This window comes from Variovorax sp. AB1(2024) (assembly GCF_037482385.2).
Lineage (GTDB): Bacteria > Pseudomonadota > Gammaproteobacteria > Burkholderiales > Burkholderiaceae_C > Variovorax.
Map to the genome: position 1 here is coordinate 2,762,800 of NZ_JBBHKP020000001.1, position 18,544 is coordinate 2,781,343.

Consider the following 18,544-nt stretch of genomic DNA (forward strand, 5'->3'; position numbering starts at 1 on the left):
GTTGCCTACAATGGCCCGTTTACAAAACCAGCAGGAAACCGCATTCCATGCAGCTCAGCGCGTCGATCTTCAAGGCCTATGACATTCGCGGCGTCGTGCCGGTCACTCTCGACGCCGAAGTGGCGCAAGCACTCGGGCGGGCCTTCGGCAGCGCCGCCCGCGCCGCCGGTGAAAAGTCGGTGGCCGTTGGACGCGACGGCCGTCTGTCGGGCCCGATGCTCGTCGAAGCGCTGATCAAGGGCCTGGTGGAAACCGGCATCGAGGTGATCGACGTGGGCGCCGTCACCACGCCCATGCTGTACTTCGCGGCCCACACGCTGGCCTCCAGCGGCATCCAGGTCACGGGCAGCCACAACCCCAAGGACTACAACGGCTTCAAGATGGTGCTGGCCGGCCGCGCCATCTACGGCGAAGAGATCCAGGGCCTGCGCAAGACCATGGAAGCCGGCACCGCGCAGCTCGCCCCCGGCGGCAGCGTTCGCAAGGTCGACGTGACCGAGGCCTACGTGAAGCGCATCGCCGGCGACATCAAGCTGGCCCGGCCCATGAAGATCGTGGTCGACTCCGGCAACGGCATCGCGGGTGCCACCGCGCCGGCCATCTTCCGCGCCATAGGCTGCGAAGTGACCGAGCTGTTCAGCGAGGTCGATGGCGACTTCCCCAACCACCACCCCGATCCGAGCAAGCCCGAGAACCTCAAGGACCTGATGGCCGCGCTGGCCTCGGGCGACGCGGAGCTGGGCCTGGCCTTCGACGGCGACGGCGACCGCCTGGGCATCGTCACCAAGGACGGGCAGAACATCTTCCCCGACCGCCAGATGCAGCTGTTCGCGCAGGACGTGCTGTCGCGCGTGCCGGGCGGCACCATCATCTTCGACGTGAAGTGCTCGCAGCGCCTGGCCCCGGCCATCGAGGCGGCTGGCGGCAAGGCCATGATCTACAAGACGGGGCACTCGCTCATCAAGGCGAAGATGAAGGAAGTCGATTCGCCGCTGGGCGGAGAGATGAGCGGGCATATCTTCTTCAAGGAGCGCTGGTTCGGCTTCGACGACGGCACCTATGCGGGCTGCCGGCTGCTGGAAATTTTGAGCAAGAGCCCCGACGCGAGCGCGGTGCTCAATGCCTTGCCCACCAGCTTCTCGACGCCCGAGCTCAACGTGGCCTGCGCCGAGGGCGAGCCCCACGCGGTGGTCGACAAGCTCGTGAAGAGCGCCGATTTCGCGGCGCCGGCCAAGGTGTCGACCATCGACGGCCTGCGCGTCGACTGGCCAGACGGCTTCGGCCTGATCCGCGCGTCGAACACCACCCCCGTGCTGGTGCTGCGCTTCGAAGGCCAGACCGATGCCGCGCTCAAGCGCATCGAGGCCGAGATGCTGGCGCTGCTGCGTACCGCCAAGCCCGACGCCCAACTGGCGGCAGCCGCCCACTGAGCCTGTGCGTTCGCTACTGCTGCGCCTCTACGGCGTCTTCACCACCGCTGTGCAACCGCTGGTCCGCCGCAAGCTGCGGCGCCGTGCCGTGGCCGAGCCCGGCTATGGCGTGGCCGTCGAGGAGCGCTTCGGCCGCTACGACGAGTCCATCACCGGCCATGCCCAGTGCTGGGTGCATGCGGTCTCGCTCGGCGAGACGCGCGCGGCCGCCATCCTCATTGCCGAATTGCGGCGGCAGTATCCGGGCGTGCCGATCCTGCTCACGCACGGCACCGCCACCGGCCGCGAGGAGGGCGCCAAGCTGCTCGAGCCGGGCGACACCCAGGTCTGGCAGCCGTGGGACACGCCGGGCGCCGTGGCGCGCTTTCTCGACAAGTTCCAGCCGCGCATCGGCGTGCTGATGGAAACCGAGGTCTGGCCCGAGATGGCCGCCGCCTGCGCCGAGCGCCGCATTCCGCTCGTGCTGGCCAATGCGCGCCTGAATGAAAAATCGCTGGCGGCCGCCGAGCGCCTTGCCTGGCTCTCGCGGCCCGCCTACTCGGCCCTTGCCGCCGTGTGGGCGCAGACCGAGGCCGATTCGCACCGGCTCGTGTCGCTCGGCGCCAAGGTGGCCGGTGTGTACGGCAACCTCAAGTTCGACGCCACGCCCGACGCCCGGCAGCTCGCCACGGCCATGTCGCTGCGCGAGCACCTGCCGCGGCCGATGGTCGTGCTCGCCAGTTCGCGCGACGGCGAAGAGCGCATGCTGCTCGAAGTGCTCAAGCGTTTCGGCGCGACCTCGCCGGTGCCGCCGGAGCAGGGCGCGGTGCGCTCCATCGCCAAGCGTGTGCACGAGGTGCAATGGATGATCGTGCCGCGCCATCCGCAGCGCTTCGACGAGGTGGCGGCGCTGATCGAGGCCGAAGGCTTCGCGGTGGCGCGGCGCAGCGCGGCGGGGCAGCCGGCCGAATCGGAAATCTGGCTCGGTGATTCGCTGGGCGAGATGGCGCTCTACTACGGCCTGGCCGACGTGGCGCTGCTCGGCGGCAGCTTCGAGCCGCTGGGCGGGCAGAACCTCATCGAGCCTGCGGCCTGTGGCTGCCCGGTGGTCATGGGGCCGTCGACCTTCAACTTCGCGGAGGCGGCGCAGTTGTCTCTGGCCGCGGGCGCATCGCTGCGCGTCGAGGGCATGGAGCAGGCGGTGACGGCGGCGCTGAAGCTGGTCGAGAACCCCGAGCGCCGCGCGGCGATGGCCCAGGCCGCGCAGGCTTTTGCGTCGTCGAACCGCGGAGCGGCCGAGCGCACGGCGGCAGCGGTGCTGGCGATCGCGCAGGCTGCCGATCCCGTGGACACCGTGAACGCGCCGCTGGAAGAAGACCAGCCGCCGCGCGCGGAACCTACGCTGGACTGACCGGGCCCGCATTGCTCCTTCCCCCGGAAGGGGAGGGAGAAAGACGAATGCCTCAGCGAACCGGCGGATTCAGGATCACCGGCGGCACGGGCGGCGTCGGCATCGTCGGTGCGGGCGGATTGAACGGCTGCACCGGCACCGGCGGAATCACGGGAATGCTCGGCGGCACCACCGGTTGCTGCTGCTGCTGCAACCGGTCGGGCGCGGTGGCCGAGGGCACCGCCGGCACGCCGGCGTTGCTGGCCAACGTGGCGTTGATCGCATTCATGTCGTCGGTGGTCAGCGTGCCGTTGGCCTGGCGCAGCTTCAGGTTGCCCAGCAGCACGTTGTAGCGCGCCTGCGCGAGGTCGCGCTTGGTCTGGAACAGCTGGCTCTGCGAATTCAGCACGTCGATGTTGATGCGCACGCCCACCTGGTAGCCCAGCCGGTTCGCATCGAGCGCGCTCTGGCTGGAAGATTCGGCGGCCTCCAGCGCCTTCACCTGCCCCGCACCCGAGACCAGCCCGAGGTACGCCGCGCGCGTGGCCTGCGCCACGTTGCGGCGCGTGCCTTCGAGCACGCTGCGCGACTGGTCTTCGAGCGCCAGCGTTTCCTTGATGCGGTTCTCGGTCGCGAAGCCGGCGAACAGCGGCAGGTTGAAGGTGACGCCGACCGTGGCCGCGTTTGCGCGCGTGCCCACCGTGCTGGTGGTGGTGCCGGTCGGATTGCGCGTGACGTTGTAGCCGAGGTTGGCGTCCAGCGTGGGCTTGTGGCCGGCCTTGGCCTTCTCCACTTCGAGCCCGGCCACGTCGACGCCCAGGCGCGCCTGCTTGATCGCGGGGTGCGCTTCGTCGGCCTGCGCGACCCAGGCGTTGATGTCCGCGGGCATGGCCGTGGGCAGCACCACCGGCACCGCCAGCGGCACCGGCACACTGCCGGGGCGGCCGACCAGCTGGTCGAGCACCACCTTCTTGACCTGCAGGTCGTTCTCGGCGGCGATTTCCTGCGCGATCACCAGATCGTAGCGGGCCTGCGCTTCGCGCGAGTCGGTGATGGTCGAGGTGCCGACCTCGAAGTTGCGCTTGGCCGATGCCAGCTGCTCGGCCACGGCCACCTTCTGGGCGCGCACGAGCGCCAGGCTGTCCTGGCTCGCGAGCACGTCGAAGTAGGCCTGGCTCACGCGCACGATCAGGTCCTGCTCCGCAATGGTGAACACCGCCTGCGCGATGTCGGCCTGGCGCTTGCCCTGCTCGTAGGTGGCCCAGTTGGCCGGGCGGTACAGCGGCTGCGTGGCGTTGATGCCGACGTTCTGGGTATTGAAGTCGCGCGGGGTGGTGGTGCCGCGCCCGGCGCCCGTGAGAGTGTCGATCTCGATGTCGCTGCGCGTCACGCCGGCCGTGAGGCCCACGGCCGGCAGGATGCCCGCCTTGGCCTGCGCGGCGCGCGCCACGTTGGCGTCGTACTGGGCCCGCGCGCCCTGGTAGGTGGCGTCGTAGCTGCGGGCGGCGTCATAGAGTTCGTTCAGTGTCTGGCCCTGGGCCGGCAATGCGAGCAGTGCTGCGAAGGTGCTTGCGAGCGCTGCGGAAAATGGCGAGAGCCGGGGCCTGGAAGGCATTGAACGTCCTTGGAGAAAGAATCAGTAGCGCGGGACCGTGGGGTCGTGCGAGGACCAGGCGTCGATGCCCCCGGCCACGTTGGCCAGGTCGGCAAAGCCGTTCTGGCTCAGGAAGGCGGCCACGCGCTGGCTGCGCGCGCCGTGGTGGCAGAGGCAGGCGATGCGCTTGCCTTCGCCCAGCTCGGCCAGGCGCCCGGGGATCTCGTTCATCGGGATCGCGACCAGGGTGAAGCCCTGGGGCGCGACGCTCGCCGTCTGCAGCTCCCAGGGCTCGCGCACGTCGAGCAGAACCGGGGCGGCGTCGGCATCCTGGGCGAACCAGGCGGCGAGGTCGGCGGGGCGGACTTGGTCGATCATGGCTGCCGTCCGCTCAGAACGAGAAGCGCGAGGGCTCGGGGAAGTTCAGCAGGCGCGGGGCCACGGTGTCCCAGGGCTGGATGGTGTCCCACTTGCTTTCGCTGGTGCGCGTGACGAAGTGGGCGCGCATCATGGGTTCGTCGCCCACGATGGCCGAGAGGCGGCCGCCGACCTTCAGCGAACCCAGCAGGTTCTGCGGAATGCGCGCGACCGAGCCGCTGAGCACGATCACGTCGAAGCTCGGGCCGCTGGCCAGGGGAACGGAGCCGTCGGCGTGGCGCACCTCGACGTTGGTCACGCCGTTGCGGCGCAGCGTCTCGGCGGCGCGGGCGGCCAGCACGGGGTTGATTTCGAGCGACAGCACTTGGGCGGCGCGGGCGCCGAGCAGGGCGGCCATGAAGCCGGAGCCGGTGCCGATCTCGAGCACGGATTCGTGCTTCTGGATGTGCAGGTCCTGCAGCGTGCGGGCCTCGACCTTGGGCGACAGCATGATCTCGCCGGGCACGGAGCCGTCCAGCAGCGGCAGTTCCATGTCGAAGAACGACAGGGTGCGGTGCTCGTCGGGCACATAGTCCTCGCGGTGGATTTCAGCCAGCAGTTCGAGGATGTCGGTCTCCAGCACATCCCAGGGGCGGATCTGCTGTTCGATCATGTTGAAGCGCAAGCGCTCGAGGGTGGGGGTGGGGTTCATGGCGTGGCTTTCCTAGTGGGCTCAGGACAAACCTTCAATTTTAGGTGGCGCCGATGACACCCGCGGCCCGGTCGGCCTTGCGAGATGCTTCATGCCTTGTCTCCGGGGCGAACGGTGAGGCCGTAAAGCACGGTTTCGGCCTGCGTCGCGAGGTATTTCTCGGGGTCGAGCGTCGCGGCGCCGTCGACGCAGACCATGGCCGAATGCTTCCAGAGCATGAGGAAGACCATGGGTGCGACCACCGAGTAGATCGCGTGGTCGATGTCGACCTTGGCGAACTCGCCGCGGTCGATGCCGCGCTGCAGGATGCGCCGCAGCAGGTCGTGGCCGGGGCGCACCACCTCGCGGCGGTAGAACTCCGCGAGCTCGGGGAAGTTGGAGCCCTCGCACATCATCAGCTTGGTCAGGCCCGAGGCCTTGGTCATGCCGACGCGTTCCCACCACACGTTCATGCAGTAGCGCAGCATTTCGGCCGAGGTGCCCTCGAACGCCTCGAATTCGGCGTTCCACTCATTGAATCGGCCGCCCAGGCTCTCCATGACCACGGCCTTGAACAGCTCTTCCTTGCTCGGGAAGTACAGGAAGAGGGTGCCCTTGGAAACACCGGCCCTTGCCGCCACTTCTTCTGAGCGGGTGGCGGCGAAGCCCTTTTCCACGAACAGGTCGAGCGCGGCTGCCAGCAATTCGCCGGGGCGCGCTTCTTTCCGGCGTTCGCGCTTGGCGCGGACCGGACAGATCTTGTCGACAAAGGATCGGGGCGTGGGCATGATTTTAATGACTCGCGGGTTAGTAATGTAGTGAGCGGCATCTGTCACGTCAAGCCGCGACAATATCGGGTTCGTCTTTTTCCAACCTTCCGGAGCAGTGCAATGACCTCTTCATCGTCGCCCACAGAAACCATCGTGCTCGGTGGCGGCTGCTTCTGGTGCACCGAGGCGGTGTTCGACCGGGTGCAGGGCGTGCTCGACGTGGAGTCGGGCTATTGCAACGGCCAGGTCGTCAAGCCGACCTACGAGCAGGTCTGCACCGGGCGCACCGGCCATGCCGAGGTGGTGAAGCTCGAATTCGACCCGGCCCAGATCAGCCTGCGCGAGATCCTCGAGATCTTCTTCGTGGTGCATGACCCGACCACGCTCAACCGCCAGGGCAACGACGTCGGCACCCAGTACCGCAGCGGCATCTACTACACCGACGACGCGCAGAAGCAGGTGGCCGAAGAGGTCATCCGCGAAATCGAGGCCAGCAAGACCTACCGCTCGCCGGTCGTCACCGAAGTCGCGAAGCTCGACAACTACTCGACGGCCGAGGCCTACCACCAAGACTACTTCCTGAACAACCCGAACCAGGGCTACTGCGCGTTCGTCGTGGGCCCGAAGGTCGAGAAGTTCCAGAAGACCTTCGCTTCGCGCCTGAAGGCCTGATCGCCTGATCGGCCCCCGACCCGTGCACATCGCCCGCCAGTCGCCCTCCCGTTCGTCGCGCGCGTTGATCGTCGCGCTGGCGTTCGCGTTGTGGATCGCGGGCACGCTCGGGGTCATGCACCGGTCGCTGCACGTGCCGGGCCTCTCGCAGGGCGCGGCGGCGGTGCAGGTGCAGCAGGCATCGCAGAGCGGCGTGCACAAGCATGCGGCCCATGGGTTGGGCAGCCTGTTCGGCGAGCACACCGATGCCGAGTGCCGGCTGTACGACCAGCTGGAGCACGGCTCCACGGCGCCCAGCGTGCCGCTGGTGGTGCTGCCGATACTGTTGCCCTCGGCCACCTTCGCCTACCTGCAGGGCGAGGCCATCGCCCGCTGGATCGCGCTGTTCGACGCGCGCGGTCCGCCTTCCACTCGCTGAATCCCTCCGTGTTCCGGCCGTAGCTGCCCGCATCGAGCGGGCGGCTGCGGATCGTTCATCGATTCAACGAGTGCCCATTCATGATTCCCAATTTCCGTCGCAGTGCCGTTGGCATTGCCGTTCTTTCCCTGCTGTCCTGGTCGGCCTTCGCCCAGGACGCGAGCACCACCACCACGACCACCGTCGCGCCCAGCAGCGCCGAGGGAACGCTGTCCACCGTGGAGATCCAGTCCGAGCGCCTCAAGAAAGCGCGCATGGAGCTCTCGCCCGAGGTCGGCGCGACCGTCTATCGCATCGACCGCGCGGCCATCGACGCGCTCGGCAAGGGCGACGCCACGCCGCTGGACGACGTGCTGCTCACCCTGCCCGGCGTGGCCAAGGACTCCAAGGCCTCCGGCTCGCTGCACGTGCGCGACGACCACGGCAACGTGCAGTACCGCGTCAACGGCGTGCAGTTGCCCGAGGGCATCTCGGGCTTCGGCCAGTCGCTGGACACGCGCTACATCGACTCGGTCAACTTCCTGACCGGCGCCTTGCCGGCGCAGTACGGCCTGCGCACCGCCGGCGTGGTCGACATCCAGACGAAGCAGGGCTTCGGCAAGCCCGGCGGCTCGCTCGGCTTCACCTTCGGCAGCCACAACACGCTGGAAGAAAGCGGGTCCGTCTACGGCACCACCGGCAACCTGAGCTACTACCTGTCGGGCAGCCTGGTGTCCAACACCAACGGCATCGAGAACCCGCAGCCCACGCTCAACGCACAGAACGACCGCACGCGGCAGGGCAAGACCTTCGGCAACCTGAGCTACTACCTCGACGCCGACACCCGCCTGGGCCTGATGTTCGGCACCTACAACGGCAAGTTCCAGATCCCGACCAACCCGAACCAGACACCGGCCTTCTCGCTGGCCGGCTACAGCGACCTGGGCACGGGCTACAACGGCCTGCCGTCTTCCGACGTGCGCGAGCGCCAGACCGAGGCCACGCGCTTCGTCGCGCTGTCCTACCAGAAGACCGTGGGCGCGCTGGATTTCCAGATCTCGGCCTTCCACCAGTACTCGAACCTGCACTACCTGCCCGACGCCGTGGGCGACCTGATCTACAACGGCGTGGCGTCGGACACCCTGCGTTCCAACTCGTCGAACGGCCTGCAGGCCGATGCGTCGTACAAGCTGAACGACGCCCACACGCTGCGCTTCGGCGGCGCCTACACGCGCCAGAGCACGCGCAGCATCAATGCGGTGAACGTGTTCCCGGTCGACGACAGCGGCGCGCAGGCCGGCAACACGCCGGTGCTCATCAACGACAACTCCGGCAAGGTCGGCCAGCTCGCCAGCCTGTATGTGCAGGACGAATGGCGCATCGACCCCCGGCTGACCTTCAACTACGGCCTGCGCTACGACAGCGTCGACGCGTTCACCAGGGAGCACCAGTGGAGCCCGCGGCTGAACCTGGCGTACAAGCTCTCGGAGGACACGGCGCTGCACGCGGGCTATGCGCGCTACTTCACGCCACCGCCGCAGGAGCTGGCTTCGCAGCAGAGCATCAACCTCTACGCCGGCACCACCAACCAGCCCGAGATCGCCAATTCCGACCCGGTGAAGGCCGAGCGCACCCACTACTTCGACCTGGGCCTCGACCACAAGGTGAACGACAACCTGTCGCTGTCGGCCGACGTGTACTACAAGAACATCTCCAACCTGCTGGACGAAGGCCAGTTCGGCCAGGCGCTGATCCTGTCGCCGTTCAACTACGCCAAGGGCTTCGCGCGCGGGCTGGAGCTGTCGGCGCGCTACAACGACGACCACTGGTCGGCCTACGCCAACTTCGCCTACCAGAAGGCGATGGGCAAGAACATCGTGTCGAGCCAGTCGCTGTTCGGCGCCGACGAGCTGAGCTACATCGCCAACCACTACGTGTACCTGGACCACGACCAGACCTACACGCTATCGGGCGGGGCGGCTTACCGCTTCGGCGACAACCAGGTCAGCGGCGACCTGATCTTCGGCAGCGGCCTGCGCCGCACGCCCGACGGCGGCGCGCCCAACAGCGCGGCGCTGCCGCACTACGCCGTGGTCAACGCCGCCTACTCGCACACCTGGAAGGAGCCGTCGGGCGGCGACATCGTCGGGCGCATCGCCATCCTGAACCTGTTCGACAAGAGCTACCTGCTGCGCGACGGCACCGGCGTGGGCGTGGGTGCGCCGCAGTACGGCACGCGGCGCAGCCTGTACGTGAGCATGACCACGCACTTCTGATGCAGGCTTGGCACGCATGATGAACCCGAGGCTGTCGCGCACCGTCGCACTCATGCTGCTCTTCGCAGTGTGGGTGACGGCTACGCTCGGCCTCGTGCATGCCACGCTCCACGTGCCGGGCGACCGCGCGTGGACCGTGGCGGCTGCGACCGTCGCGGCCGAGCCCTCGGCAAGGCACGAGCCGGCGCAGCGGCATGGCTGGATCCATGCGCTGTTCGGCGACAAGACCGACGCCGAGTGCCGTCTGTACGACCGTCTGTCGCACGGCTTCAGCATGCCCGGCGTGCCGCTGGTGGTGTTGCCGATGGTGCTGCCGTCGGCCACCTTCGCCTACCTGCAGGGCGAAGCCATCGCCCGCTGGATCGTGCTGTTCGATGCACGCGGTCCACCCTTCGCTCGCTGATTTCTCACGTGTTCCGACGCTGCCTCCACCTGCCTCGCGCGGGTGGCGGCCGGTCGCCCCTTGATTTCAACGAGTGTTTTTCATGATCCCCAATTTCCGTCGCAACGCCATCGGCGCTGCCGTTCTTTCGCTCGCCGCGCTGGCGGGTGCGGCCAACGCGCAGACCGCGCCTGCGCCTTCCACCGCCGATGACGCGAGCCTTCGCGAAGTGACCGTCACCGGCAATCCGCTCGGCGCCAGCGACCTCATCGCGCCGACGACTTCGCTGTCGGGCGACAAGCTGCTGCTGCGCTCCGAATCGACCCTCGGCGAAACGCTGAACAACCTGCCGGGCGTGAGCAGCAGCTACTTCGGCCCCAACGCGAGCCGGCCCAGCATCCGCGGGCAGGACGGCGACCGCATCCGCATCCTGCAGAACGGCGGCGGCGCGCCCGACGCCTCTGCGCTGAGCTACGACCACGCGGTGCCGGTCGATGCGCTGGTCACCGAGCGCATCGAGGTGCTGCGCGGCCCTTCGGCGCTGCAGTACGGCGGCAGCGCCGTCGGCGGCGTGGTCAACGTGATCGACAACCGCATTCCGTCCGAGCCCATCAACGGCTTCGGCGGCCGTGCCGACCTGGGCTATGCCACCGGCAACAAGGAAAAGAGCGGCGGCGTGCTGCTCGAGGGCGGCAACGACCGCATCGCGGTGCACGTCGATGCCTTCAACCGCGACTCGAAAGACGTGTCGGTGCCCATCACCCTTGAGTGCAGCAAGCCGGGCTCGCCGTGGATGGCGCGCAGGATCTGCAACTCCGCCAACCAGGCGCACGGCGGCGCGTTCGGCGGCACGGTGTTCTTCGACCAGGGCTGGGTCGGCGCGTCGGTCAGCACCTACCGCAGCACCTACGGCACCGTGGCCGAGGACGACGTGACCATCGGCATGAAGTCCGACCGCCAGGCGCTGGAAGGCGAGTGGCGTCCGGGCGGCTTCATCAGCAGCATCCACGCGAAGCTGAGCCATACCAACTACCGCCACACCGAGTTCGAGGGCCGCGAGCCGGGCACCGCATTCTCCAACGTGAGCAACGACCTGCGCCTGGAGGCGCGCCACCGGAAGATCGGCAACTTCGAGGGCCTGGTCGGCTTCAGCAGCGAGACCAACCGTTTCGCAGCCGACGGCGAGGAAGCCTTCGCGCCGCACAGCCGCACGCGTTCGACCGCGCTGTTCCTGCACGAGGAATACGGCACCTCGTGGGGCCGCCTGAGCTTCGGCGCGCGCACCGAGCGGGTCCGCGTGCGTTCGCTCGGCTACCCGGAAGACCCGAGCGTGACGCGCTTCGCCGTCGGCGAGCGCACCTTCAACCCGCACAGCGCCGCGTTCGGTGCCCTGGTCAACCTCGCGCCGCAGTGGCAACTGACCTCGAACATCGCCTACACCGAGCGCGCGCCCAAGGACTACGAGCTGCTGGCCAACGGCCCGCACGTGGCCACGGCTGCATGGGAAGTGGGCGACCCGACGCTCAAGAAGGAAAAGTCGACCGGCTTCGACCTAGGCGCGCAGTGGAAAGACGGCCCCAACACGGCCCGCGTGAACGCCTATGTCACGCGCTTTCGCAACTACATCGGCCTGACCGCCTCGGGCCGCGAGCTGGACTCGGAAGGCAACGTGGCCGAGCCCGGCACGCCCGACACGCTCGCCGAATACCTCTACGGCGGCGTGCGCGCGCGCTTCACCGGCATCGAGGCCAACGGCAACCTGCGCTTGCTGGGCGCCGACGGCTTCGCACGCATGGCCGACGCCGGCACGCTCGACCTGGAGTGGCGCGGCGACATCGTGCGCGCGAAGAACCTCGACACCGGCGAGCCGCTGCCGCGCATCGCGCCGCTGCGCCTGGGCGCCACGCTGGCCTACGGCAACGGCCCGTGGACCGCGCGACTGGGCTTCGACTACAACGCCGCGCAGCACCGGGTGCCCAACGTGGGCGCGCGCGAGACCGATGCGTACACGCTGTGGAACGCGGCCATCACGTACCGCATGAAGGTGCAGCGCGCGAACCTCACCTGGTATGCGCGCGTGGACAACATCACCAACAAGCTCGCCTACAGCCCGACATCGATCCTCACGACCACGGTGTACCCGAATGCCCCGCTGCCGGGGCGGACGCTGAAGGTCGGGCTGCGCGTGACGTTCTGACCCTGCCTCGCTCCCTCCCCCTCTGGGGGAGGGCAGGGGTGGGGGCTAGCGGCTTGGGATGAAGCCGTGGTTCGTACAAGCGCCGCCTGCCCCCATCCCAGCCTTCCCCCGGAGGGGGAAGGAGCAAAAACGCTCGGCTATCCTCGCCGGGTGAATTCGTTCGTCATCTCCTCGCTTCTTCCCGTCGTCCTGCTCATCGCCGCGGGGTACCTTGCCGGAAGGCGCCGCTGGATCGGCGGCAATGCGGTGAAGGACCTGTCGAACCTCATCTTCCTGCTGCTCGCGCCCGCGCTGCTGTTCCGTGCGATGAGCACGGTGCACGTCGAGCAGCTGAGCCTCAAGCCGGTGGCGGCGTACTTCATCGCCTCGGGCCTGCTGTTCGCGGGCACGATGGCGCTGCGCGGCTTCAATCGCACGGCGGCCGTGATAGCGCTCGCCAACACCTACAGCAACACCGTGATGATCGGCATCGCGCTGATCGGCCTGGCCTACGGCGAAGACGGCATGGTGGTGCTGCTCACCCTCATTTCGTTGCACTCGCTGGTGCTGCTGACCAGCGCCACGGTGGTGCTGGAGCTGGCGGTGGCGCGCGAGCACGCGGCCGACGGCGGCGCGCAGAAACATTCGATGGCGCGCACCGTGCTGCGCGCGCTGCGCAACGCCATCATCCATCCGGTGCCGCTGCCGATCCTGGCCGGGCTGCTGTTCGCGCAGACCGGGCTCGTGATGCCCGAGGTCATCGACAAGCCGATCCAGCTGCTGGGGCAGGCCTTCGGACCGGTGGCGCTGGTGATGGTGGGCATCACGCTTGCGCTCACGCCCATCGGGCGGCACTGGCGCGGCGCGCTGACGCAGGCGCTGGTGAAGAACCTGCTGCACCCGCTGCTGGTGGCCGCCATCGGCTGGGCGCTGGGTGTGCGCGGCATTCCGCTCACGGTGATGGTGGTGGCCGCGGCGCTGCCGATCGGCGCCAACGTGTTCCTGTTCTCGCAGCGCTATCGCACCGCCGAAGACCTGGTGACGGCCAGCGTCGCGGTGTCGACGGTGCTGGCCCTCGGCACGCTGACGCTGGTGATGGTCTGGGTGCAGTGGCTGCCCTGAAGCAAGGCCTGGCGATGCGGCTCAGGGCGCGAGACGCTCGCGCACCCAGTCCGCGCCTTCGAGCCGGTAGCGCAGCCGGTCGTGCAACCGGCTCTTGCGGCCCTGCCAGAACTCCCAGCGATCAGGGACCAGCCGGTAGCCGCCCCAATGCGGCGGGCGCGGCGGCGATAGCAGGTGCCTGGCGGCGAACAGGGCCGCGTTCTTCACCAGCACGTCGCGTCCGCTGATCACCTCGCTCTGCGGGCTGGCCCAGGCGCCGATGCGCGAATCGAGCGGGCGGCTGGCGAAGTAGGCGTCGCTCTCGTCGGCGCCGGCCTTCTCGACGCGGCCCTCGATGCGCACCACGCGCTCCAGTTCGACCCAATGGAACTGCAGCGACGCATACGGATTGCCCGACAGCTCTCGGCCCTTGCGGCTCTCGTAGTTGGTGTACCAGACGATGCCGCGCGCGTCGCAGCCCTTGATGAGCACGATGCGGCTCGACGGCCGCAGGTCGCTGCCCACGGTGCACAGCGTCATCGCGTTGGGCTCGGGCACCTGCGCGTCGATGGCCTCGGTGAGCCAGCGTTCGAACTGCTTCAGCGGATCGCCTTCGCTGTGGGCCTCGCCGAGTTCGGCGCGCTCGTAGCTCTTGCGCAGCGCGGCCAGCGCGTCATTGGAAAGAGGGGAAGTCATGACAGGATTGTTGCGCACATACTCCGCCCATGACGACCAACAAGGCGAATTCCCCGGTGGTGATCGTGCTGGCCTCGGGCCGCGGCGAACGCTTCATCGCGGCCGGCGGCACGGGCTCCAAGCTTCAGGCGCCGCTGGCCGGCAAGCCGGTGCTGGCCCGCACGCTGGACGCGGTGTGCGCCAGCGGACTGCCGTGGCACCTGGAAGATGCCGGGCACCCCGGCATGGGCGATTCGATCGCGGCGGCGGTGCGGGCCACGCCCGATGCCGCCGGCTGGCTGATCCTGCCGGGCGACCTGCCGCTGGTGCGGGCCGAAACGCTGCGGGCTGTGGCGGCCGCGCTGGGCACCGGCGTGGGGGCGGTGCAGCCGCAATACCGCGGAGAGCGCGGCCACCCGGTCGGCTTCGGGGCCGCCTGCCATGCGCAGCTCGCGGCGCTGGAAGGGCCCCTTGGCGCATCGCCCGTTCTGCGCGCGATGCGCGCGGCGGATTCGGTGCTCGACCTGCCGGTGCACGACATCGGCGTGGTGACCGACATCGACACGCCAGAGGCCCTGGCGCACGCCGAGGCGCTCTGGCTCGCCGGGCCGGGCAGGCTCAGCGCGTGATCACTGCGCAGGCGATGCGCGGACCGGAATTGCCCGAAGGCTGGGTCGTGAAGTCGTCGCGGTCGCGGTGAACGACGAGCGCGCGGCCGATCACGTTGTTGGGGGTGCCGTCGGTCAGCGAGATCGAGTGGTCTTCCACGCTGAAGCGCGCCACGCCGCCGGCGTCGGCCACCAGGCTCGGCAGTTCGCCGGCATGGCTGCCCGGCGCGGCGAACTTGCCGTGCGTGGCGCCTGTGGGGTTGAAGTGGCCGCCGGAGGCATCGCCGTTGTTGCCGCAGTCGCCCTTTTCGTGGATGTGGAAGCCGTGCTCACTGCCCGGCACCAAGCCGCGCACCTCGCCCGACACGCGCACGCCGTGGTCCAGCGCGGTGAAGGTCACCGTGCCGCGGGTCGGGTTGGGCGTGATCGCGCCGGTCGGCACCAGCTCCACGACCGTGCTGGGCTTGCCGCCCATGCTGCCGCAGGCGGCGAGTACGGCGCTGGCGGCCAGGGCGGCGGCAATGGCGGAGAGACGACGATGGTTCATGTGTTTTCCTTGGACGGTCCGGAAGAGGGGTGGGAGGGTTTGTCTGCAGACCCTGGAACATATACCGGAGGCTGCGGCGCGCCGCAATCGGCGGCGGACTGCTCTTGCTGCTCTTGCGCCGAGGCCAGCGCCACCAGCCGGGCCAGCGCCGCGTCGTGGATGGCGTGGCGGCGCAGTTCCGCCAGCGTCTGCTGGGCGTAGTCGAGCGAAGTGCCGTAGCGGCCCACCGCGTTGGCGAAGATGTGGCGGTAGTGGTCGTCGCTGAGTTCGCCCGTGAAATTGGGGCTGCGCCGCGACAGCGTGAACGCCAGCGCCCGCACCGGGCCTTCGGCCGTGCCGCAGCGCAGCCACTTGGGGTCGTACACGCCGGTCGGCATTTCGCGCAGCCAGAGCCGTCGCAAGGTATCGAGCCCTTCGGCCTTCGGCACCCGGAACACCATGCCCCGCACGCTGCCGCCCGAGAGCAGGCCGAACACGAGGCCGGGCACCTGCACGCTGCCGCGGTTGACCCGGCTCCACATCTTCAGCGCCCGGTGCCAGCCGCGCACCCAGGCCGGGCGCCGCTCGATGAAGTCGAACTCGGGCCGCCAGATCAGCGAGCCGTAGCCGAACAGCCACAGATCCTCATGCCCGCCCCAGTCGGCGATGGCGCGTTCGAGCATCGGTTGCGGGTCGCGCAGGGGCTTGGGCATGGGGTCGAGTCCCGGCGGACCGGGATTTGGCGCCGGGTCCGACACGGGCGTGCCGGGGCCGGAGCCTACAATTTCGTGATCATGGTTCACCGCACCATTATTTACCGTCCCCTTTCCTACGGAGCAAGACCCGCAATGAGCGACGACGACAGCCAGCAAAATTTCATCCTCGGCTTCCTGATGGCGTTGATCGCTCTCGTGATCTTCTTCGTGATCGGCATCGTGCTCTGGCACAAGTCGCACAGCCCGGCCGCCGCGCTGGCCGCCGCCAAGCCGCCGGCGGTGGTGATCTCGGCGCCCGCGCCCGGCGCGGAGCCCAAGCTGGCCGAAGTGACCGAGACGGTGACGGTCACGATCCCCGACGGCGCCAGCATCCGCGTGGTCAACGGTGTGGTGAACTTCTACTTCGCAACCGGCAGCGCCGACCTGGCGCCCGGCGCCGCCGAGGCGCTGGCCGCGGTCATCAAGGGCGTGGAAAGCGGCCGCAAGGCGGTGATCTCCGGCTTCCACGACACCACCGGCGACGCTGCCATCAACGAACAGCTCGCCAGGAAGCGGGCCGAAATGGTGCGCGACGTGCTCGTGGGCCTGGGCGTTCCGGCCGCCAAGGTCGACCTGCACAAGCCCGAAGTCACCGCCGGTACCGGCAACAACGCGGAAGCGCGCCGCGTCGAAGTCAAGCTGGTCGACTGACCGCCTTGCCACCCTCGCAAGCCAAAAATAGCCCGGTCCGCCGGGCTTTTTTCATGCGCGCCGCCTCGTGGGGCATGACTGAGTAAATTCGTATCGCCCGGCGTCCTGATTTCATCAGCCCGCGGCGCCCGGCTTGGTACCATGGGCCTCCAGGCCCACAGTCGCCCCGGCGACACGCAGCAAGAGCCACTATCCCCATGAGCAGCAGCACACACCCCACCGTCCGCGACGTCACCGATCGCATCCGCGAGCGCAGCCATGGGCCGCGCAGCGCCTACCTCTCCCAGCTGGCCGAGATCCGCAACCGAGACCGCGGCTCTGACCGCATGGGCTGCGCCAACGTGGCGCACGCCGTGGCCGGCATTCCGGCCAACGACAAATTCCGCGTGGTGGCCGAGCGCGCACCCAACATCGGCATCGTCACCGCCTACAACGACATGCTCTCGGCCCACGCGCCGTACCAGGGCTACCCCGACATCATCAAGCAGGAGGCCCGCCGCCTCGGTGCCACCGCGCAGGTGGCCGGCGGCGTGCCGGCCATGTGCGACGGCGTCACGCAGGGCACGCCCGGCATGGAGCTGAGCCTGTTCAGCCGCGACGTGATCGCCATGGGCACCGCCATCGCGCTCACGCACGACATGTTCGACGCCGCGCTGATGCTCGGCGTGTGCGACAAGATCGTGCCGGGCCTCTTGATCGGCGCCTTGCACTTCGGCCACCTGCCGACCGTGTTCGTGCCCGCCGGCCCCATGCCCTCGGGCCTGTCGAACGGCGCCAAGTCGAAGGTGCGTGAGCAGGCGGCGCAGGGGCTCGTCGGCCGCCAGGGGCTGCTCGACGCCGAAATGGCGGCCTATCACACGCAGGGCACCTGCACCTTCTACGGCACCGCCAACAGCAACCAGATGCTGCTCGAGGCCATGGGCCTGCACGTGCCCGGCACGGCCTTCATCCAGCCCGGCGACGCGATGCGCGAAACGCTCACGCGCGAGGCCGTGCGCACGGTGCTGGGCAAGGCCGGCGAGGCTGCCTTCCAGTGCCCGCCCATCGGCGAGATGGTCGACGAGCGCTGCATCGTCAACGCCATGGTCGCGCTGCTGGCCACGGGCGGCTCCACCAACCACCTGATCCACTGGGTGGCCGTGGCGCGCGCGGCCGGCATCGTGATCGACTGGGACGACTTCTCCAGGCTCTCCGACATCATTCCGCTGCTGACCCGCGTGTACCCCAACGGCAGCGCCGACGTGAACGAATTCCAGGCGGCCGGCGGCCCCGGCTTCGTGATCGGCGAACTGGTGGACGCCGGCCTGATGCACGGCGACGTGCTCACCGTGCGCGCCGGCGGCATCCGCGAATTCGCCAACGTCCCCGAGCTTGAAGGCGAGCAGCTGCGCTGGACCTCCGCCGCACCGTCGAAGAACGACGCCGTCGCGCGGCCGGTGAGCAGCCCTTTCAGCGCCACCGGCGGCCTGAAGCTGCTGAGCGGCAACCTGGGCCGCAGCGTCATCAAGGTGTCGTCGGTGCCGGACGACCGCCATGTCATCGAAGCACCCGCGCGCGTGTTCGACTCGCAGGCGGCGCTGCACAAGGCCTTCACCGCCGGCGAGCTTGAGCGCGACGTGGTCTGCGTGGTGCGCTGGCAGGGCCCGCAGGCCAACGGCATGCCCGAGCTTCACAAGCTCACGCCGCCGCTGTCGGTGTTGCAGGGCAAGGGATTCCGCGTGGCGCTGGTAACCGACGGCCGCATGAGCGGCGCGTCGGGCAAGATTCCGGCCGCCATCCATGTGTCACCCGAAGCGGCCGCCGGCGGCCCGCTCGCCAAGGTGCACGACGGCGACGTGATCCGGCTGGACTCGCTGGCGGGTACGCTCGCCGTGTTGCTGCCCGAAGACGAATGGGCCGCGCGCGAAATCGCGACGCTGCCCGAAGCACAGCGCAACGCCGACGGACGCGGCCTAGGTCGCGAGCTGTTCGCCGGCATGCGCAGAAACGCATTGACTGCAGAAGAAGGAGCCTGCTCATGGCTGTGATCAGGCTCGCCCCCAGGCTGCGCGCACTTCGTGTCGCTTCGCCTTCCCCCTACCGGGGGCAACACCAGCGGCCCGGCAAAGCCGGTT

18 protein-coding genes are annotated in these 18,544 nt (G+C 68.8%); 11 read left to right on the forward strand and 7 right to left on the reverse strand.

What is annotated here, in order from left to right; translation table 11 throughout:
• The first annotated feature begins 47 nt into the window (after positions 1-47).
• Together WIX39_RS12780 and WIX39_RS12785 are read left to right on the forward strand one after the other, a co-directional pair.
• Positions 48-1,430 (forward strand): phosphomannomutase/phosphoglucomutase, encoded by a 1,383-nt coding sequence (locus WIX39_RS12780; RefSeq protein WP_409195126.1) that lies wholly within the window; start codon positions 48-50, stop codon positions 1,428-1,430.
• Between the two features lie 4 nt (positions 1,431-1,434).
• Positions 1,435-2,820 carry a 3-deoxy-D-manno-octulosonic acid transferase gene (locus WIX39_RS12785; protein ID WP_081267998.1) on the forward strand — a complete coding sequence of 462 codons (1,386 nt, stop codon included), beginning with the start codon at positions 1,435-1,437 and terminating at the stop codon, positions 2,818-2,820.
• 52 nt (positions 2,821-2,872) lie between these two features.
• Here WIX39_RS12785 and WIX39_RS12790 read toward each other — a convergent pair whose 3' ends face one another.
• The 4 genes from WIX39_RS12790 to WIX39_RS12805 form a co-directional block, all read right to left on the reverse strand.
• Complete coding sequence (locus WIX39_RS12790) at positions 2,873-4,414, reverse strand: TolC family outer membrane protein (RefSeq protein ID WP_409195127.1); 1,542 nt, start codon at positions 4,412-4,414, stop codon at positions 2,873-2,875.
• Positions 4,415-4,435: 21 nt separating this feature from the next.
• A complete protein-coding gene (locus WIX39_RS12795; RefSeq protein ID WP_081268000.1) occupies positions 4,436-4,771 on the reverse strand; it encodes a rhodanese-like domain-containing protein in 336 nt (111 codons plus the stop codon).
• A gap of 13 nt (positions 4,772-4,784) precedes the next feature.
• Positions 4,785-5,462: a protein-L-isoaspartate O-methyltransferase family protein gene (locus WIX39_RS12800; RefSeq protein WP_081268001.1), complete on the reverse strand. Its 678-nt coding sequence runs from the start codon at positions 5,460-5,462 to the stop codon at positions 4,785-4,787.
• Positions 5,463-5,551: 89 nt separating this feature from the next.
• A complete protein-coding gene (locus WIX39_RS12805; RefSeq protein ID WP_409195128.1) occupies positions 5,552-6,229 on the reverse strand; it encodes a TetR/AcrR family transcriptional regulator in 678 nt (225 codons plus the stop codon).
• Between the two features lie 102 nt (positions 6,230-6,331).
• Between WIX39_RS12805 and msrA the strand changes: the two genes are divergently transcribed.
• From msrA to WIX39_RS12835, 6 genes are all read left to right on the forward strand, one after another.
• Positions 6,332-6,883 carry a peptide-methionine (S)-S-oxide reductase MsrA gene (gene msrA / locus WIX39_RS12810; RefSeq protein ID WP_409195129.1) on the forward strand — a complete coding sequence of 184 codons (552 nt, stop codon included), beginning with the start codon at positions 6,332-6,334 and terminating at the stop codon, positions 6,881-6,883.
• Between the two features lie 22 nt (positions 6,884-6,905).
• Complete coding sequence (locus WIX39_RS12815; RefSeq protein ID WP_409195130.1) at positions 6,906-7,301, forward strand: hypothetical protein; 396 nt, start codon at positions 6,906-6,908, stop codon at positions 7,299-7,301.
• 80 nt (positions 7,302-7,381) lie between these two features.
• Complete coding sequence (locus WIX39_RS12820) at positions 7,382-9,556, forward strand: TonB-dependent receptor (RefSeq protein ID WP_409195131.1); 2,175 nt, start codon at positions 7,382-7,384, stop codon at positions 9,554-9,556.
• A 16-nt stretch (positions 9,557-9,572) separates the two neighbouring features.
• The gene (locus WIX39_RS12825) at positions 9,573-9,959 is read left to right on the forward strand and encodes a hypothetical protein (protein WP_409195132.1); all 387 of its coding nucleotides are present in this window, start codon (positions 9,573-9,575) and stop codon (positions 9,957-9,959) included.
• 82 nt (positions 9,960-10,041) lie between these two features.
• Positions 10,042-12,135, forward strand: a complete 2,094-nt coding sequence (locus tag WIX39_RS12830) for a TonB-dependent receptor (RefSeq protein ID WP_409195133.1) — start codon at positions 10,042-10,044, stop codon at positions 12,133-12,135.
• A 150-nt stretch (positions 12,136-12,285) separates the two neighbouring features.
• Positions 12,286-13,236: an AEC family transporter gene (locus WIX39_RS12835; RefSeq protein WP_081268007.1), complete on the forward strand. Its 951-nt coding sequence runs from the start codon at positions 12,286-12,288 to the stop codon at positions 13,234-13,236.
• Between the two features lie 21 nt (positions 13,237-13,257).
• Here WIX39_RS12835 and pdxH read toward each other — a convergent pair whose 3' ends face one another.
• Positions 13,258-13,911 (reverse strand): pyridoxamine 5'-phosphate oxidase, encoded by a 654-nt coding sequence (gene pdxH, locus WIX39_RS12840; protein ID WP_409195134.1) that lies wholly within the window; start codon positions 13,909-13,911, stop codon positions 13,258-13,260.
• Positions 13,912-13,940: 29 nt separating this feature from the next.
• On the opposite strand from pdxH, the gene WIX39_RS12845 reads away from it, so the two are divergent.
• Positions 13,941-14,519 carry a nucleotidyltransferase family protein gene (locus WIX39_RS12845; RefSeq protein ID WP_409195135.1) on the forward strand — a complete coding sequence of 193 codons (579 nt, stop codon included), beginning with the start codon at positions 13,941-13,943 and terminating at the stop codon, positions 14,517-14,519.
• On the opposite strand, the gene WIX39_RS12850 is transcribed toward WIX39_RS12845, so the two are convergent.
• Positions 14,509-15,045, reverse strand: a complete 537-nt coding sequence (locus WIX39_RS12850) for a superoxide dismutase family protein (RefSeq protein ID WP_081268009.1) — start codon at positions 15,043-15,045, stop codon at positions 14,509-14,511. The genes WIX39_RS12845 and WIX39_RS12850 overlap by 11 nt on opposite strands.
• A complete protein-coding gene (locus tag WIX39_RS12855) occupies positions 15,042-15,737 on the reverse strand; it encodes a gamma-glutamylcyclotransferase (protein ID WP_409195136.1) in 696 nt (231 codons plus the stop codon). The genes WIX39_RS12850 and WIX39_RS12855 overlap by 4 nt, the downstream gene beginning before the upstream one ends.
• A gap of 135 nt (positions 15,738-15,872) precedes the next feature.
• Here WIX39_RS12855 and WIX39_RS12860 point away from each other — a divergent pair, with 135 nt between their 5' ends.
• Entirely contained in the window at positions 15,873-16,430 is a 558-nt protein-coding gene (locus WIX39_RS12860; RefSeq protein WP_081268011.1) for an OmpA family protein, read from the forward strand.
• Between the two features lie 197 nt (positions 16,431-16,627).
• Positions 16,628-18,457, forward strand: coding sequence for a phosphogluconate dehydratase (edd, locus tag WIX39_RS12865; protein WP_409195137.1), 1,830 nt, complete (start codon positions 16,628-16,630; stop codon positions 18,455-18,457).
• Positions 18,458-18,544: the final 87 nt, after the last annotated feature.

Coding starts and splice junctions, on each gene's coding strand:
- WIX39_RS12805 (WP_409195128.1), bottom strand. CDS start 6,229: ATGCCCACGCCCCGATCCTTTGTCGACAAGATCTGTCCGGTCCGCGCC.
- msrA (WP_409195129.1), top strand. CDS start 6,332: ATGACCTCTTCATCGTCGCCCACAGAAACCATCGTGCTCGGTGGCGGC.
- pdxH (WP_409195134.1), bottom strand. CDS start 13,911: ATGACTTCCCCTCTTTCCAATGACGCGCTGGCCGCGCTGCGCAAGAGC.
- WIX39_RS12850 (WP_081268009.1), bottom strand. CDS start 15,045: ATGAACCATCGTCGTCTCTCCGCCATTGCCGCCGCCCTGGCCGCCAGC.
- WIX39_RS12780 (WP_409195126.1), top strand. CDS start 48: ATGCAGCTCAGCGCGTCGATCTTCAAGGCCTATGACATTCGCGGCGTC.
- WIX39_RS12855 (WP_409195136.1), bottom strand. CDS start 15,737: ATGCCCAAGCCCCTGCGCGACCCGCAACCGATGCTCGAACGCGCCATC.
- WIX39_RS12790 (WP_409195127.1), bottom strand. CDS start 4,414: ATGCCTTCCAGGCCCCGGCTCTCGCCATTTTCCGCAGCGCTCGCAAGC.
- WIX39_RS12820 (WP_409195131.1), top strand. CDS start 7,382: ATGATTCCCAATTTCCGTCGCAGTGCCGTTGGCATTGCCGTTCTTTCC.
- edd (WP_409195137.1), top strand. CDS start 16,628: ATGAGCAGCAGCACACACCCCACCGTCCGCGACGTCACCGATCGCATC.
- WIX39_RS12845 (WP_409195135.1), top strand. CDS start 13,941: ATGACGACCAACAAGGCGAATTCCCCGGTGGTGATCGTGCTGGCCTCG.
- WIX39_RS12795 (WP_081268000.1), bottom strand. CDS start 4,771: ATGATCGACCAAGTCCGCCCCGCCGACCTCGCCGCCTGGTTCGCCCAG.
- WIX39_RS12830 (WP_409195133.1), top strand. CDS start 10,042: ATGATCCCCAATTTCCGTCGCAACGCCATCGGCGCTGCCGTTCTTTCG.
- WIX39_RS12860 (WP_081268011.1), top strand. CDS start 15,873: ATGAGCGACGACGACAGCCAGCAAAATTTCATCCTCGGCTTCCTGATG.
- WIX39_RS12800 (WP_081268001.1), bottom strand. CDS start 5,462: ATGAACCCCACCCCCACCCTCGAGCGCTTGCGCTTCAACATGATCGAA.
- WIX39_RS12825 (WP_409195132.1), top strand. CDS start 9,573: ATGATGAACCCGAGGCTGTCGCGCACCGTCGCACTCATGCTGCTCTTC.